The 15,953-nt window shown below is 45.6% G+C and carries 10 protein-coding genes; 9 read left to right on the forward strand and 1 reads right to left on the reverse strand.

Features of this window, described 5'->3' with window-relative positions; genetic code table 11:
- From cobN to EO92_RS15675, 6 genes are all read left to right on the forward strand, one after another.
- Positions 1–3,918, forward strand: coding sequence for a cobaltochelatase subunit CobN (gene cobN, locus EO92_RS15650; protein WP_048173039.1), 3,918 nt, complete (start codon positions 1–3; stop codon positions 3,916–3,918).
- 13 nt (positions 3,919–3,931) lie between these two features.
- The gene (locus EO92_RS15655) at positions 3,932–5,497 is read left to right on the forward strand and encodes a hypothetical protein (protein ID WP_048173078.1); all 1,566 of its coding nucleotides are present in this window, start codon (positions 3,932–3,934) and stop codon (positions 5,495–5,497) included.
- A 74-nt stretch (positions 5,498–5,571) separates the two neighbouring features.
- A complete protein-coding gene (locus EO92_RS15660) occupies positions 5,572–7,506 on the forward strand; it encodes an ABC transporter ATP-binding protein (protein ID WP_235283372.1) in 1,935 nt (644 codons plus the stop codon).
- A gap of 41 nt (positions 7,507–7,547) precedes the next feature.
- Positions 7,548–8,441 (forward strand): energy-coupling factor transporter transmembrane protein EcfT, encoded by an 894-nt coding sequence (locus EO92_RS15665; RefSeq protein WP_048173042.1) that lies wholly within the window; start codon positions 7,548–7,550, stop codon positions 8,439–8,441.
- On the forward strand, positions 8,438–9,205 hold the full coding sequence (locus EO92_RS15670) for an ABC transporter ATP-binding protein (RefSeq protein WP_048161126.1): 768 nt from the start codon (positions 8,438–8,440) through the stop codon (positions 9,203–9,205). The genes EO92_RS15665 and EO92_RS15670 overlap by 4 nt, the downstream gene beginning before the upstream one ends.
- On the forward strand, positions 9,205–9,930 hold the full coding sequence (locus EO92_RS15675) for an ABC transporter permease (RefSeq protein ID WP_048161127.1): 726 nt from the start codon (positions 9,205–9,207) through the stop codon (positions 9,928–9,930). Before EO92_RS15670 ends, EO92_RS15675 begins: the two co-directional genes overlap by 1 nt.
- Before the next feature lie 116 nt (positions 9,931–10,046).
- On the opposite strand, the gene EO92_RS15680 is transcribed toward EO92_RS15675, so the two are convergent.
- Positions 10,047–11,051 carry a phosphate uptake regulator PhoU gene (locus EO92_RS15680; RefSeq protein ID WP_082108214.1) on the reverse strand — a complete coding sequence of 335 codons (1,005 nt, stop codon included), beginning with the start codon at positions 11,049–11,051 and terminating at the stop codon, positions 10,047–10,049.
- Positions 11,052–11,900: 849 nt separating this feature from the next.
- On the opposite strand from EO92_RS15680, the gene EO92_RS17315 reads away from it, so the two are divergent.
- The 3 genes from EO92_RS17315 to EO92_RS15690 all read left to right on the forward strand — a co-directional run bounded on the left by EO92_RS17315 (position 11,901) and on the right by EO92_RS15690 (position 15,666).
- A complete protein-coding gene (locus EO92_RS17315; protein WP_082108217.1) occupies positions 11,901–12,548 on the forward strand; it encodes a PAS domain-containing protein in 648 nt (215 codons plus the stop codon).
- A gap of 141 nt (positions 12,549–12,689) precedes the next feature.
- Positions 12,690–14,816 (forward strand): GAF domain-containing protein, encoded by a 2,127-nt coding sequence (locus tag EO92_RS15685; RefSeq protein ID WP_235283373.1) that lies wholly within the window; start codon positions 12,690–12,692, stop codon positions 14,814–14,816.
- Positions 14,817–14,865: 49 nt separating this feature from the next.
- Positions 14,866–15,666, forward strand: a complete 801-nt coding sequence (locus tag EO92_RS15690; RefSeq protein WP_048173046.1) for a winged helix-turn-helix domain-containing protein — start codon at positions 14,866–14,868, stop codon at positions 15,664–15,666.
- The last annotated feature ends 287 nt before the right edge of the window (positions 15,667–15,953 follow it).

A 15,953-nucleotide genomic window follows, 5' to 3' on the forward strand; every position in this document is an offset into this window, starting at 1 on the left:
ATGAAAATTGTTTCAGTAACCTGGAATTCATACATCCCCACGCTTCTTGAAGCAGCAGAGGAACAGGGAATAGAGCTCGAGGCTTACTACTCAAAAATCCTGGAAGAAAACCCTGAAGAAGCTGAGAAGGTGCTTTCTGCATGTGAGCAGGCTGATGCCGTCTTTATTTACCATATAGCCAATCCTTTCTGGGAAGAATTCTATGAAAGGCTCGAACCCTTAAAAACAAGAATACCCGTAATCTGTGTGGGAAGCGACCCCTCCAGTTTCACCCTTTCTTCCGTGAAACTTGAGATCGCAGCTACATGTTTTTCTTACATAATATATGGAGGAAAAGAAAACTTTGGAAATATGCTGTGCTACATCTCAAAAGAGGTTTGTGGAACTGAGATTGAAGTAAAACCCCCGGAAAAGATTCCATGGGACGGGCTCTATCACCCGGACGCAAGGGAAATGTTCTCAAGCCTCCGGGAGTACCTGAACTGGTACGGGCCCCTGAAGGACAAAACCGTGGGGCTGCTTATTTCCAGGACTTCCTGGGTAAACAATGACCTTGAGATTGAAAAGACCCTCATAAGAGATTTCGAAACCCTGGGACTTTCTGTTATCCCAGTTTTTGCTTATTCATTAAAAGATAAAGAACTTGGAAGCAGGGGCATGGATGAGGTCATTGAAGATTACTTTATGGAAAACGGAAAAACCGTCATAGACGCTCTTGTGAAACTCTCCCCATTTTTCATAATGAGCAATAAAAACAAAGAAGATAAAAGCTCATGTGCAGCAAAAGGCGTTGAACTTTTACAGAACCTTGACGTCCCTGTTTTCCAGCCTGTCATTTCCCACTACATCACATTAGAACAATGGCAGGAGTCACAGGGTTTAAGCACTGAGATCGGATGGGGCGTGGCTCTGCCTGAGTTTGAGGGCGTAATTGAGCCCATTATAATAGGGGCAGGCAAAAAGGAAGGAAATTACATAGGTCGTGCCCCTATCCCTGAACGCTGCTCAAAACTTGCATCCAGGGTCCTTAAATGGATAACCCTTCGGAAAAAACCGGTTAACCAGAGAAAGGTTGCTTTTATCCTGCACAATAGGCCCTGCACAGGGGTTGAGGGCTCGGTTGGGGATGCTGCAAACCTTGATTCCCTTGAAAGCGTGGCAAGGATATTAAACCGGATGCAGGAAGCAGGCTATGCAGTCAACTCTCCCCTGGACGGCAGGGAACTTATTGAAACTATCCTCAACAGAAAAGCAATTTCCGAGTTTAGATGGACCCCGATTAATGAAATCGTAAAGAACGGAGGGGTTCTGGCTTTTGTGGAAAAAGAAGAATATGAACAATTTTTCAATACCCTGAGCCCGGGTGTCAGGCAGAGGATGACCGAGGGATGGGGAAACCCGCCTGGGGAAGAAGTCAACGGCATTCCTGCTGCAATGGTCTATGAAAACAAAATCGTTGTGACCGGGGTACAGTATGGAAATGCTGTTGTCTGTGTGCAACCAAAACGCGGGTGTGCAGGAGCCAGATGTGACGGAAAAGTCTGCAAGATCCTGCACGACCCGGATATTCCGCCAACCCATCAGTACCTTGCGACCTACAGGTACCTTGAGAACACTTTTGGAGCTGATGTGCTCGTACATGTAGGGACCCACGGCACCCTGGAGTTCCTGCCCGGAAAAGGGGTGGGACTTTCAGGAGACTGTTATCCTGATATCGGAATCGGAACTATTCCCCACCTCTACATTTACAATTCCGATAACCCTCCGGAAGGCACCATTGCCAAACGCCGGAGCCTTGCCTGCCTTATTGACCATATGCAGACGGTCATGACCTCGGGAGGGCTTTATGGAAGCCTTGAAGAACTTGACAGGCTGCTCGGGGAATACGAACAGGTAAAATATGACAAGGGACGAGCACATGCCCTGAAGCACCTGATCCTTGACGAAATTAAAAAATCAAACCTGGACTCCGAAATAAAAGCTGACCACCAGCCTCCTTTTGAGGAAATTATAAGGAAAGCGCATGAAGCTCTCGGAAAGATAAGGAACAGCCAGATCCATAACGGGATGCACATCTTCGGGCAGCTCCCCGAGGGCGAGAAGAAAGTTGAGTTCATAAACTCGATTTTAAGGTACGATGACCAGGAAAGTGTGGGAAACAGGGTTTCGATCCGGAGGCTGATTGCAGAACTTCTGGGGCTTGACCTTGACGAACTGATCTCTGACCAGAGCCTGATTTCAGCAAATGGGAAGTCAAATGGCCAGAGGCTTGAGGAGATTGATTCGCTTTCAAAAGATTTCATCAGGACATTCATAAGTAACCCGGAAAAAGAGCCGACCAGCATAATCAAAGAGATTTTTGCCGGGCAGAATTTTACAGAAACGGGTATTATAGGACAGGATTCCGGAGAACAGAGTTTTACAGAACAGAGTTTTACAGAACAGAGTTTTGAGGTTCAGAGCACAAACCCGACCTCCTCCCGGATCGCTGCTGCAATCTGTGAAAGGATTCTTGACCTTGAGTCCAGAATAGATGCCTCTCTGGAAATTGAAGCTCTTCTGCATGGTTTTGAAGGAGGGTATATCCCGGCCGGACCTTCAGGCCTGATCATGCGCGGAAGGGATGACGTACTGCCAACCGGCAGGAATTTTTATTCTCTTGACCCAAAACGGGTCCCGACAAAAGCTGCCTGGAGAGTAGGACAGCAGCTCTCCGGGGTTTTGATTGATAAACACCTCAGAGAGGAGGGCCGTTATCCTGAAAACGTAGCATTTTACTGGATGGCAAACGACATCATGTGGGCTGATGGAGAGGGCATGGCCCAGATTATGAGCCTGCTTGGGGTTGAACCGCTCTGGCTTGGCAATGGGCGCCTTAAGGGGTTCTCTGTTATTCCCCTTGAAGAGCTGGGAAGGCCCAGGATTGATGTTACTATCAGGATCTCCGGAATCCTCAGGGACAATTTCCCGAACTGCCTGGAGGTTATAGATGAGGCAATCCAGGCTGTGGCTTCGCTTGATGAACCGGAGGACATGAACTATCCGGGAAAACACAGCCACAGGATGATTGAGGAAGGAGCGGGTTCCAGAGAAGCTACTTTAAGGATCTTTTCAAGCAAACCCGGGGCCTATTCCGCAGGGGTGCAGCTTGCAGTCTATGCGAGTGCCTGGAAGGACGAAAAGGACCTGGCAGACATCTTCCTTTACTGGAACGGATATGCATATGGAAAAGACGTAAAGGGCCAGGAAGCCCACACCCAGCTTGCTTCAAACCTCAAGACGGTTGACGCTACCTTTAACAAAGTAGTCAGTGATGAGTACGACCTCCTTGGCTGCTGCTGTTACTTTGGAGTCCACGGAGGGCTCACGGCTGCCGCCAAACAGGCTTCGGGCAGGGACGTGAAGGTCTATTTTGGAGATACAAGAGAACCGCAGCATGTCGAAGTCCGGGACATGGCCGATGAACTGCGAAGGGTCGTAAGAACCAGGCTTTTAAACCCGAAATGGATCGAAGGCATGAGACAGCACGGGTACAAGGGCGCACAGGACATTTCGAAGAGAGTCGGAAGAGTCTACGGCTGGGAAGCTTCTACTCAGGAAGTGGATGACTGGATCTTTGATGATATCACAAAGGCTTTTGTGCTTGATGAAGAAATGCGCAGGTTCTTTGAAAAGAACAATCCCTACGCTCTTGAGGAAATGTCTCGCAGGCTCCTTGAAGCGCAGTCAAGAGGGCTCTGGAACCCTGACCCGCAGGTGTTTGAAGACCTGAAAAACTCTTACCTTGAGATAGAAAGCTGGATGGAAGAGCTGGCAGGAGAAGGAGAGTTTCAGGGAGGAGCTGTGGACATCATGAGCTTTGAAGATGTCCCTGACTGGGATAAGAAGATGCAGGAAATCCGAAAAATCCTCAAGTGAAAAAGGTTGCGGAATGAAAAACATAGTTTTTTTCTTCCTTGTACTGGTGCTGGCAATACAACCCGCAGCAGCCGAGGAATTCAAACCTGAAGATATGACCACATTCATGATTCAGGCCCCACATGGAGTGGAGGGAAGCGGTCTTGCAGTCGGAGGCAGCAACCTTTCTGCATACCTTTTTTTTGAGAGCTATTATGACGGAAATATGAATGTGACAATGGAACTTGATTTACCTGAGGGTTTTGTGCTCCGGGATACTCCTGTCCATTCCTTTTCACTTCAGACCGAGTACGAAGACTGGTACAGGCTCGTTGATTTTTATGTGCCTGCTGACATTTCCCCCGGGACCTATAACATAACGGCAACTGCAGTTGTTGAGGTTGAAGGAAATAAGCATACCATTGTGCGCAGGACCCGGCTTAAGGTTGCTTCGAAAGAGGAAATCGCAGGGGAAATCGCAGTATCCAGACTTACAGTACCATCGGATGAGGACGGATATGGAGACCCGAGTCATCCTGCCAGCACCCTGATCATCCGGGAAACCTCGCCTGCTCTCAAAAGGCTGCTGAAGGTTACAGACCTACAGCTCGATAGGGAGGAACTCACTTCAACCTACATAGGAGTGGAAATTACCAACAATGGAGACAGTACGGTCCCTGTTATAATTACATATGATGTCCTTGACATTAAGACCGGAGAGCCGGTAAAAGCTTTTAAGCCTGCCATTATGGGAATGAACGCCGATACCCTGTGCTATGCCACTTTAACCCTTGCCCCGGGTTCAAGTTCGCTGGTAAGCCTTCCTCTCTATATATCTGAGGATGCGATGGGAGGAGAGTACCTGCTAAGAGTAAAGGTAAAGCTCACAGGCAGCGACTGGGTTGCGGTAACAAAAGATCAAAAAATAACTGCAATCTCCAGGAAATGGGGACCCATAATAATTACTCTCGTCTCCTCTTTACTTGGACTGACTGCAGTAAGCCTCTTCTTTTCAAGATCAAAAGAGATAATGGACAGGTTTAAGACCCGTAACCTTGTGCTGATTTCCCTTTTTGGTACTGTTTCTTTTGCAGCCATAAACCTGCCTATGACAATTCTGTGGGAGCTATCCCATGCAGTATTCGGGCCTTTCAGTTTCCTTTTTACAGGGCTCTTCCACGAGATTCTCCTTTACATGCTCATTGCCTCTCTCGTAGTCCTGATTCCAAAACCCGGAGTTGTAAGCCTTTTTATGATGGTCAGGTTCCTGCTTGGAGGCTTTATAACCGGGAGTTTCACCCCGATTACTTTCATAACATTGTCCCTGAGCGCGGTAGTTCTGGAGGTTCTGATGTATGCTGCAGGGATTACCGGTAAAAACCCGGCCCCGGAAAACAGATTCAGGATGGGGATTGTCTGCGGAATTGCCGATATGGCCAGCGGGTATGCGTCCTTCAGTGTCTGGATGGTGCTCTACAGGCTGTTCTACAGCGACTGGTATATTATGGCAAACATCCTGATCGATGGCTTCCTCTACACTTTCATTGGAGCCTGGTTTGGAATAAGCCTCGGAAAGAGGCTGAAGAAGGTGGCAGAATAAAGATGGCAGACAGAATAAGGTGGCACAATGAGGAGAAATAAAGTGGTACAGTGGAGCAGAATAAAGGTGGTACAATGATAGAGATAAAAGACCTGTGGTACACCTATCCCGGAAGAACGGAACCGACATTAAAAGGGGTCAATCTGAAAATAGAGGAGGGGGAGTTCGTCCTCCTGACAGGACCTACAGGCTGCGGGAAGAGCACTTTACTAAAAACCCTTAATGGCATAATTCCCCATGAATCCGGAGGAATATTTTCAGGCAGCATCCGGATCAACGGGATAGAAACCAGAGATTCAAACCAGATGGAGCTTTCAAGAGGTGTAGGCCTTGTTTTCCAGAACCCCGATGACCAGATCTTTTCTACAACCGTTGAGGACGAAATAGCCTTTGGGCCCGAAAACCTCTGCATGGAGAGAGAAGAGATTGATAAGAAGGTAGAAGAAGCCCTTCGGATGGTCGGGATGTCCGGACACAGACAGGACTCCACGAATTCGCTTTCGGGGGGACAGAAACAGAGGATCTGCATTGCAAGCATGCTTGCTATGATGCCTGAAATCCTTGCCATGGATGAGCCGGTAAGCCAGATGGACCCGATGGGCACCCTGGAAGTCCTGAATACTGTGAGGGAACTTAACAGGAAACTGAAGATGACCATTCTGCTGGTTGAGCACCGGCTGCATGATCTTGCATCCTTTGTAGATAGGATTGTCATAATGGATTGCGGAAAAATAATCTTTGACCAGCCCGCTTCAAAAGCTTTTGATAATCTGGAGGTATTTCACAGGCTGGGACTTCGGGTTCCTGAGCCCGTTGAATTCTGCCACAGACTGGGAATAAGGGCAAGTCCCCTCAGTGTCAGGGAAGCTCTTGCCGTGCTGAACAGGAAAAACTTTAAAGAAAATATGAAAACTCCTCAGCTCTTTCCGGACCCGGGAGAAGATACTGAAGCACAATCTGAAGTACGAGCTGGATCTCCCGAAAATAATGATTCTATAGAAAATAATGATTCTATAGAAAATAATGATCCTATAGAAAATAATGATTCTATAGAAAATAATGATCCTATAGAAAATAATGATTCTATAGAAAATAATGGTCCTATAGAAAATAATGACTCTATAATATCTATCCGGGATATATGGTCAGGATATGAAAAAAACAGGATGGTACTTAAAGGCATAAATCTGGAAATCCGTAAAGGCGAAAGAGTTGCAGTCATGGGTACAAATGGCTCAGGCAAATCAACCCTGCTTTTGAACCTTGCAGCCATGCTCAAACCATACAAAGGAAGTGTAAAGGTCCTCGGGGAGGACACAAAACCCAGAAACCCGTATTCTTTTGCAGGTAGAGTCGGGTTCGTATTCCAGAACCCTGACCTTATGCTCTTCTGTGATTCAGCTGAGGAAGAAGCGAGATTCGGACCTGTTCAGTTAAAGTATAAGAATATCGAGGAAAGGGCAAGGACCTCGCTTGAAGCCATGTCAATTCTAAACCTCAAGCAGGACCTCCCCCAATCTCTGAGCCGGGGGCAGAGGCTCAGGACAGCCGTTGCCTCGGTACTTTCCATAAATCCTGAAATCATTCTCCTTGATGAACCTACAACAGGGCAGGATAGAGTAAATATAGAACAGATGATGGATTATTTCAAAAATAACCATTCCACCCTGGTTTTCTGTACCCATGATATCGAAATTGCAATGCTCTATGCTACAAGAATCCTTGTGATGAATGAGGGCCGGATTATAGCAGATGGAAAGGGAAGAGAGGTCATAAAGAACATCGAGATCCTCAGGAAAGCCTCCCTTACCCAGCCCCCGGTTGTTGAGATTGCGAACTATCTGGGAGTGGACGCCTTTTCGGTCACGGAACTTGTGGAAATGCTGACCCGTAGAACTTCTGAAGTGATAAATTCTGAAGTGATAAATTCTGAAGTGATAAATTCTGAAGTGGTAAATGTTGAAGGGATAAAATGTGAAGTGATAAATTCTGAAGTGATAAAATGTTGAAGTGATAAAATGCTGACCTTTAGAAACGCTGAAGTGATAATATGATAGGTGCCAGATCAATTGCAGAACCAACGATTAAAGACACAATCATTCACAGGATGGACCCACGGGCAAAGATACTGGTTCTGATCTCCACTGCTTTTGTCGCAGTAACCCTGGACAATCCCAAAACCATGTTTTTGTTGTTTCTGATCGTACTTTCGGGATTTGCGCTTGCAAGGATGCCAGCAATAAAGCTCAAAACCCTGACCCTACTACTCGTGCTTTTGATCTGGGGGACTATCTACTCTCAGGCTCTTTTTTATTCCCAGCTTCCAAGAACCGTGATTTTTACCATAATCCAGCCTGATTTTCCGGTTCTGGGCTGGCTGACAAACGGAGGGCTTTTCGTATATGAGGAAGGGCTCCGGCACGGCGCAATTCAGGGCTTAAGGTCGGCTTCAATCCTGTCCCTTGGACTGTTGATGTGCTGGACCACGGACTCAAGGGATATGCTAAACGGGCTTGTGGGGCTCAGGGTCCCTTACAGCGTGGCCTTTATGGTGGTAACAGCAGTCCGGTTCCTGCCAATAATAATCACTGAAGTGGTTACTGTAGTAACAGTCCAGAGACTCAGGGGTTTTAATCCTAAAAGGTTCGGATCAGGGATCGTAAAAACGTCCCTTAATATACTGACTCCGACTCTCTCAAACTGTGTAAGGAGGACTGGCACCCTTGCAGTTTCAATCCAGAGCCGGGCTTTCCGGGCAAATCCGGACAGGACATACCTCAAAAAACTGAAGTTTTCGGAACTTGATAAGGCAATGGTCACGGTCTGTATTTTTGCTGCCATAAGTATTGTGATCATAAAGCTTCTTTACAATATGTACACAAGTGGAATTTATTATACCTCAGGTTTAAGGCCTGTTTATGCGATTGCAAGGGGATACCTGTGATAGAAATAAAAAAATTATCCAGATCCTTCGGAAACCTGCTTGCTGTTGATAATATCGACCTCGATGTGGGAAACGAGATCTTTGGCCTCCTGGGGCCCAACGGGGCAGGCAAAAGTACGACAGTCATGATGCTTACAACCCTGATAAAACCAAGCAGCGGAACTGCAAAGGTCTGCGGGTATGATGTTGTAAGGGACTCCAAAAAAGTAAGGTCAAAGATAAGCTATGTCCCCCAGGACATGGCAGTGGACCGAAAGCTCACGGGCAGGGAAAATGTGCTGCTTTATGCAAAGCTCTATGGGATTCCGAACCGAAACTCAAAAGTTGATGAAGTGCTTGAAATGATGGCCCTTTCGGACCGCGCCGGTGACCTTGTAAAAACATACTCGGGAGGAATGAGAAGGCGCCTGGAACTTGCTCAGGCGCTTGTGCACGAGCCTGAAGTCCTTTTTCTGGACGAACCCACCCTCGGCCTGGATATAAGCGGAAGAAGGAAGATCTGGGAACATATCAGGATGCTAAAAGCCGAAGGGATGACCATATTCATGACCACTCATTACCTTGAAGAGGCAGAAAAGTACTGCAACAGGGTTGCTATTATTGACAAAGGCAGAATAGCAGTTGTTGGCTCTCCTGAAAACCTTGTAAGTTCAATAGGAGAAAATGCATCTCTCAATGACGTTTTCCTCGAAAAAGTCAAAACTCCTGAAGAGCAGGCAGGATTTAATTCAACCCAGTTTAGAAACCTTCTGAGGCGAAGATAATGAGAGCAGTATTCTACTATTTTGAAAGGGACCTCGTAAAATGGCTCAGAGGAAGGATTACCGTTATTTCTTCACTTATAATGCCTGCAGCCTGGTTGGTATTTGTCGGGCTTGCCCTACCCACAAAATTTACTGATAACTACCTTGAGTTTATCACCCCTGGAATCCTTGTCATGACGACTCTCTTTTCCTCCCTGCAGGGCGGATCACTTATGATTTTTGATAAAATACTGGGCTTTTTGAATAAGTTCCTCGCCATGCCCTCCCCACGTGAAAGCCTGCTGTACGGAAAAATCCTCTTTATCAGCGTAAGGGGCCTGCTGCAGGCAACTGTGATCCTCCTGATGGCTACGCTCCTTGGGGTAAGGGTACTGAACCCGATAAATATAGTTCTGATATATCTGACCCTGTTTCTGTTTTCGGTATTTTTCTCTGCGCTATCAACTATGATAGGCCTATACTTAAATGACCATGACAGCTATGCAGCTGTGAACAGCATGATCAGCATGCCGCTCTTTTTCACAAGCAGTGCGCTTATGCCCTACGAAGTCATGCCTGCCTGGTTGAAGGCACTTGCCAGACTCAATCCTGTCAGCTATGCCATAGACAGCACAAGAATGCTGTTTGAAGGAACGATCCCTGTATACGGAATCCTTGGACTCGCAGCAGGAGCCGGAATCATGGTTCTCCTCGGGACATATCAGTTCCGTAAGGCAGTTGTGTGAAAAAAGAGAAAAAGAGAAAAAGGAAAAAGGAAAAAGGAAAAAAAGTTATTTACCCATAATTAGTCCTCTTGAGCGCAGCGAAAAGGACCTCGTGCTCCCGAAGCGAAACTCGGGGTTTAGACCTGTTTTATGTTCATGTTGAGGGCAACTTCTGCGATATCGGCGCTGTATTCCGAAACCCTCCGCAGGCTCTCGAGGATCATGCTGAGCTCGATGTTGCCAGAGCCTTCTCCACTCTTGTTTTCAAGAGAAACTCCGAACTGGGAAACTTTTTTGGCTTCAACAACGATTTTGTTTATAGCCTGGAGGTCTTCTTCCTGCATTGAATCTATTGAGCTCTCAAAAACTTTCTGGGAGAGTGCAGACATCTTGAAAATAGGGTCATCAGTACTGATTCCGGAGTCCATCTTAAGTACATTTGTAGCTATCTTAACCGCGTGATCTCCGACACGCTCTATGCTCTTGGTAATAAGCCTGTACCCAAGACATTCCCGCGGGTGCCTGATTCCTATTTTTTCTGAAAGTTCGATATCCTCAATTGAAGCCTTTAGCTGACGGACTGAGAGAAGGTAGAAACGATCCACATCATCATCTCTCTGGATGACGTCCTCTGCGATCTCCACATTATGGTCCCGAAGGGCGGTCATGGAGTCCTCAAGCATGGAAAGAACAAGCCCATACATGTTTTTGATTACACGGCTTAGAGGAAGGTCGTTGTAGTTCAGGAGGCACTGGAAGACAAGCTCATTTCTAGATTCTTCCACAAGTTCCAGACCTATAAGTTTCTGGCGCACAGAATCCTTTATAAACTTACGGTCATAGGCGCTGAAACCCTTTTTAGTGGTCAACCTGATTACGTCATAACCTACCAGATAATGTGAAATAAGGATTCTCAGGTTGTTTTCCGCACTATCGGAGTGAAGGTAATCTATAGTTGCCTTAAGGGCAGAATGGTCTTTTGAAACCACACTGGAGGAAACCAGCAGGGTTTTGTTAGGCATGGGTGTAAGGGTAAGGGTGTCTCCGGCCTCAATCCCTATATCTCTGACCCATTTAATGGGGAGGGACACTATATAGGTAGAATTTCCGGTAAACTGGACTTTTCTTTTATCCTTGGTAATAAATAAGCCCCCTGAGGAGTTACTAATGAATCGTACAGAATCTATATAGACAAGGGGGATATATAAATGTATCCAGAAAACCGAAGCTCAAAATAAGAAATAAACCATGATTTTGTCGTCTAAGTATAGTATATAGGATTAAGTATGAATCATAGAAAAACATAGAATTGCTTAAGGTATTACCTACAATTTGTGTAGAAAACAGGGTTTATAAAAAAATATGTCTTTCCATAAACTCCCTTTACTGGGAACTGAAAAACGGCTGGGGCAAGGGGAGTATTTTTTCATGCATGGGGTATTTCTCCATAGTATTGGGCCTTTTTTAGTATTGACATTAGTTCGCTTGTTGTTTTTTCACACCTGAGGGCAGACCGGCTACAGTCCCGTGCAGCAAATGAAGAGGAGGTCAGAAGACCTCGATTTTGGTATTTTGAATATCAACAGGTTGATCAAAGACTGCAGAGAATTATAAGAGAAAATAGAGAAAAAAATTAAAAATATAAAAGAAATGCAATTTAAGTAATATAAGTATAGATGAAAAATAAAAAAAATAAAAGAATAAAAAGATAAATAAGCCAGTACTTCCATTTTATTTGAAAAGAATTCAGTTTTTTAAATACAGGCAGCTCCTGAGTCCCAAAACAGAAAATTCTCAGGGCACTCAGCCATGGAAGTGGAAACCCGCCTTAAAGCACTTTTGCAGGTATACCCGTACCCTTAACATTATAGTAGCTCAAAACCAGTGGTTTACGTAGAGTTTGTTCCCTTAACCCTGAACAGGTCAACATTTCAAGTCTATAGTTCATGGAAATGGGTAATCCATAAAATTAAAATGAAGGAATTGGATCGATGAAACAATTCGATATAAATCTGGAATCGCTTATAAATAGCAGCCCTATAGTTATTTTTTTGTGCAAATCAACAGGGAACTGGCCTGTGGAACTTATCACGGAAAACGTCTGGCAGTTCGGCTACTCAGTTGAAAACTTCATCTCCGGAAATATCAGGTATCTTGACATTGTCCATCCTGAGGATATTGAAAGGGTAAAATCTGAGATTGCCGGATGCTCGGAAAAGGGATGCACTGAGCTGACACAGGAATACAGAATAGTGACAGCTTCGGGAGAAACGCGCTGGGCTGAGGTCAAGGTCCTGATCCGAAGAGACGAAGACGGAAAAGTTAGCCATTACCAGGGCACCCTCTGCGATGCTACCCAACGCAAAAAAGCCGAAGAGTCGATGCAAAAGGCACTGAAAAAGAAGAATGAATTAAAAAACATCATCAAGAGCAGCCCCGTGTTTGTATTTCTGTGTAAGCCAGAAGAGGGCTGGCCCGTTGAATTTGTCTCTGAAAATATCACAAAGCTGGAATACACCACTGAAGATTTCACCTCTGGAAAAATAAAGTTTGAAGACCTGATACACCCTGAAGACCGTGAAAGAATCCGCGCCGAAGTGTCAAAGTTTTCCAGAGAAGGATATAAGGACTGCACCTAGGAGCATCGGATCCTGACAAAATCAGGAAAAGTACGATACATAGATGACAGGACCCTCATCAAAAGGAACGAAAAAGGAGAAATTACCCATTACCAGGGAATCGTTCTGGACATCACCGAGCGTAAGCTTGCTGAAGAGATAGTGAAAGGACAGAACCTGGTGCTCGGGCAACTGGCTTCAGGAGCTCCACTCAAAGAAGTGCTTCTCCTTCTTATTCAAAATATGGAAAAGATCAGACCAGGCTCTATATGTTCGGTAATGCTGCTTGACCGGGAGAAAAAGCATCTCTTTTACTGCGTTGCTCCGAGACTTCCTGAGTTTTACAGGCAGAGGACTGACGGAATCGAGATTGGTTTTGGAGCGGCTTCCTTCGGAACCGCAGCCTTCTTGAGAAAAAGGGTAACCGTAGATAATGTAATGGAACACCCCTACTGGACTGAATACAAGGAGCTTGCAGCTGAGGCTGGATTGAAAGCCTGCTGGTCAGAGCCTTTAGTTTCATCCTCCGGAGAAGTCCTTGGTGTTATTTCCATATATTACAGCGAAGTGCACAGGCCAGAAAAAGAAGACCTGGACTTTATGAAAACAAACGCCCAGCTGGCAGCCATTGCAGTTGAGCATAAGCTGGCAGAAGAGACCCTGAAAGAATCCGAACACAAATTCAGGACCGTCTTCAACAACATCAATGACCAGCTGTACATCCGCGAGCCCGAAGGAAAAAATTACATGGACGTAAACCAGGCAGTGGTAAAACGGCTCGGATACGAGAAGGAAGAGATCCTGAAAATGGAAGCCGAAGAGATCATTCCTGCCGAGTACTGGGACTCGGTCCGTGAAAATCTAAAAAAGATCAGGAGCGAGGGGTCCAGGGTATATAACTCAGGAGCTGTCTGCAAGGACGGCACAGTTGTCCCCCTTGAAGTCAGCGCCAGAATTATTGATTACGAAGGGAAAAAAACTATCCTCTCGGTTGCCAGGGACATTACCGAGCGCAAAAAAGCCGAAGCTGCACAGAAACTTAACGAATCCCGGCTTGAAGCCCTTGTAAAACTTAACCGGATGACAGGAGCTTCCTTAAAAGAAATAACAGACTTTGCCCGCGAAGAGGCAGTCAGGCTTACAGGCAGCAAACTCGGGTACCTCGCTTTTATGGACGCCTATGAGACTTCCCTGATAATGCATTCCTGGTCAAAGAGCGCAATGGAAGAATGTGCAATCGAAGACAAGCGCTTTATCTACCCGGTAAAAACAACAGGTATCTGGGGAGAGGCAATCCGGCAGCGCAAGCCCATTATAACCAATGATTATACAGCTCCGAGTTCCCTGAAAAAGGGATATCCGAAAGACCATGTGCATCTTACCCGCCATATGAACGTACCGGTTTTTGACGGGGACAGGATAGTTGCAGTTGCAGGAGTTGGAAATAAGGATGAGTCATATGATGAATCTGACTTACGCCAGCTAACCCTTCTCATGCAGGGCATGTGGCAGCTTATCCAGAGAAAACAGCTTGAGGATGCCCTTAAATCCTATTCAGAAGACCTGTCAAAAGCCAATGATGAACTCAGGTCCCTTAACAGGATAAAAGCGGAATTTATGGCTGAAAGCCTTCCCCAGATAAAGGTAGATTACAGCGACCTTATGGATTTCGAGACAATGGAGACTATCGAAGACCAGCAGCAGAAAGCTATAGACGCCGTAATCAACAGTTCGGAGCGGTTGAAACAGATGGTGGATTCCCTGCTCTACCTGAGCCTTGAACAGGCAGGAAAGATCGAGTACTCTTTTGCCGAAGTAGAGATAAAGAAGATACTCTCGGATGTTTACCTTAACCTGGTACTCCTGATAGATGAAAAAGAACTGAAGGTCGAAAAGGAACTGCCTGCAAACCTGCCGCCTATTCGTGGCGACAAGCAAAAATTGACAGACCTCTTCACAACTCTCATGGGCAATGCCATCAAGTTCACACCTCACGGTGGGACGCTGGAAGTAACAGCCATAGAGGAGGAAGAGAACATCCACATAACCGTAAAAGACAGCGGAACAGGCATCCATAAAAGACTGATCCCCCACCTTTTCCACAGAATCTACCAGGTTGACGATTCCATGACCCGCAGGTACCAGGGACTTGAATCGGGGTTCTATATCTGTAAAAACATTGTCAACGCCCATGAAGGGGAAATCTGGGTAGAAAGCGAGGAAGGTTCGGGAACCACGGTGCATGTTAGGCTTCCAAAAAAGAACTTTGAAACCGGAAATGTGAATTAAATATAATCGAAGTTGAAAAATGTTCAAATAAAGTGGCTGGAGATTTACGATGAAACTGGAACTACTGGGCACTCTTTTCCTTTCGGACAAAAGGAAAGACCTTCTTTTGCTGCTGATGGAGGAACCCCGAAACATTGAAGATATAAAAAACATACTCAATGTGACTTCAAGTGCGATTATGACCCAGATCAAGATCCTCATCAGCCAGGGGCTTATCATTCATGAGGACGACCTTTACAAACTTTCTGATATCGGAAAGGTGGTAGTTAAGAAAATGAGGCCTCTTCTGAACACCCTTGGCGTGTTTTCAGAGCATATGGATTACTGGGAGAACCACAATATAAGCGCAATCCCTGTCCCCCTTCTGGACCGAATAGATGATCTAGGACACTGCGAATTCATCGAACCCGACCTTGACAGGATGTATGAAATCCCCCAGAAAATCGAAGAAAAGCTGACCAGGTCAACCCATGTTATGGAAGTTTCCTCTTATTTTAATCCTGCTTACCAGTCAACCTATGTGGAACTGGTGAAAAAAGGAACTGACGTATCTCTGATAATCACAAAGCCGGTATTCGAAAGGCTGAGAAGGGAATACAGCACATCCCTCAGGGAATATCTGGACAGAGACAATGCAAAAATCTTCGTCTGCGACTGCCCTGTAAAAGTAGCCTCAAGTGTGGTAACAGACCATTTTCTGGCTCTTTCCCTCTTCTATAGAAACGGGATATACCACAACCATGCAATGATGAGTATGGAAAAAACAGCCCTGAAATGGGGAGAAGACCTCTTTTTGCATTACATGAAACATTCAAAGGAGATAAAAGAAATAGTATTTGAGAAAGCCTGAAAGCTTCATCAGGAAATTAAACTCTGCAGCACATGAAGAAATACAGTTATCAAGAACGTGATGCATATGGATCGAAACCGATGACCTCCAGCCTCTTATTTTTCGATCCACTTAACCATCTGCACCCACTTAAACATCTGCAAATTCTACTTAATCAACTCACTAAATATACTCAATCCATTAACAAATCCTGGCTTTCCTCCAAGATGATCTTTCTGCCGAGAAAAAGATCCATTCAGGGTTTACCTGAAAAAGGAAAAAATATAGATTTCGTCTGGCAGCTCATA

It is taken from the genome of Methanosarcina sp. 2.H.A.1B.4 (assembly GCF_000979385.1).
Lineage (GTDB): Archaea > Halobacteriota > Methanosarcinia > Methanosarcinales > Methanosarcinaceae > Methanosarcina.

Excerpts from the sequence above, each read along its gene's own strand:
- cobN (WP_048173039.1), top strand. The coding sequence starts at position 1 with ATGAAAATTGTTTCAGTAACCTGGAATTCATACATCCCCACGCTTCTT.
- EO92_RS15655 (WP_048173078.1), top strand. The coding sequence starts at position 3,932 with ATGAAAAACATAGTTTTTTTCTTCCTTGTACTGGTGCTGGCAATACAA.
- EO92_RS15660 (WP_235283372.1), top strand. The coding sequence starts at position 5,572 with ATGATAGAGATAAAAGACCTGTGGTACACCTATCCCGGAAGAACGGAA.
- EO92_RS15665 (WP_048173042.1), top strand. The coding sequence starts at position 7,548 with ATGATAGGTGCCAGATCAATTGCAGAACCAACGATTAAAGACACAATC.
- EO92_RS15675 (WP_048161127.1), top strand. The coding sequence starts at position 9,205 with ATGAGAGCAGTATTCTACTATTTTGAAAGGGACCTCGTAAAATGGCTC.
- EO92_RS17315 (WP_082108217.1), top strand. The coding sequence starts at position 11,901 with ATGAAACAATTCGATATAAATCTGGAATCGCTTATAAATAGCAGCCCT.
- EO92_RS15690 (WP_048173046.1), top strand. The coding sequence starts at position 14,866 with ATGAAACTGGAACTACTGGGCACTCTTTTCCTTTCGGACAAAAGGAAA.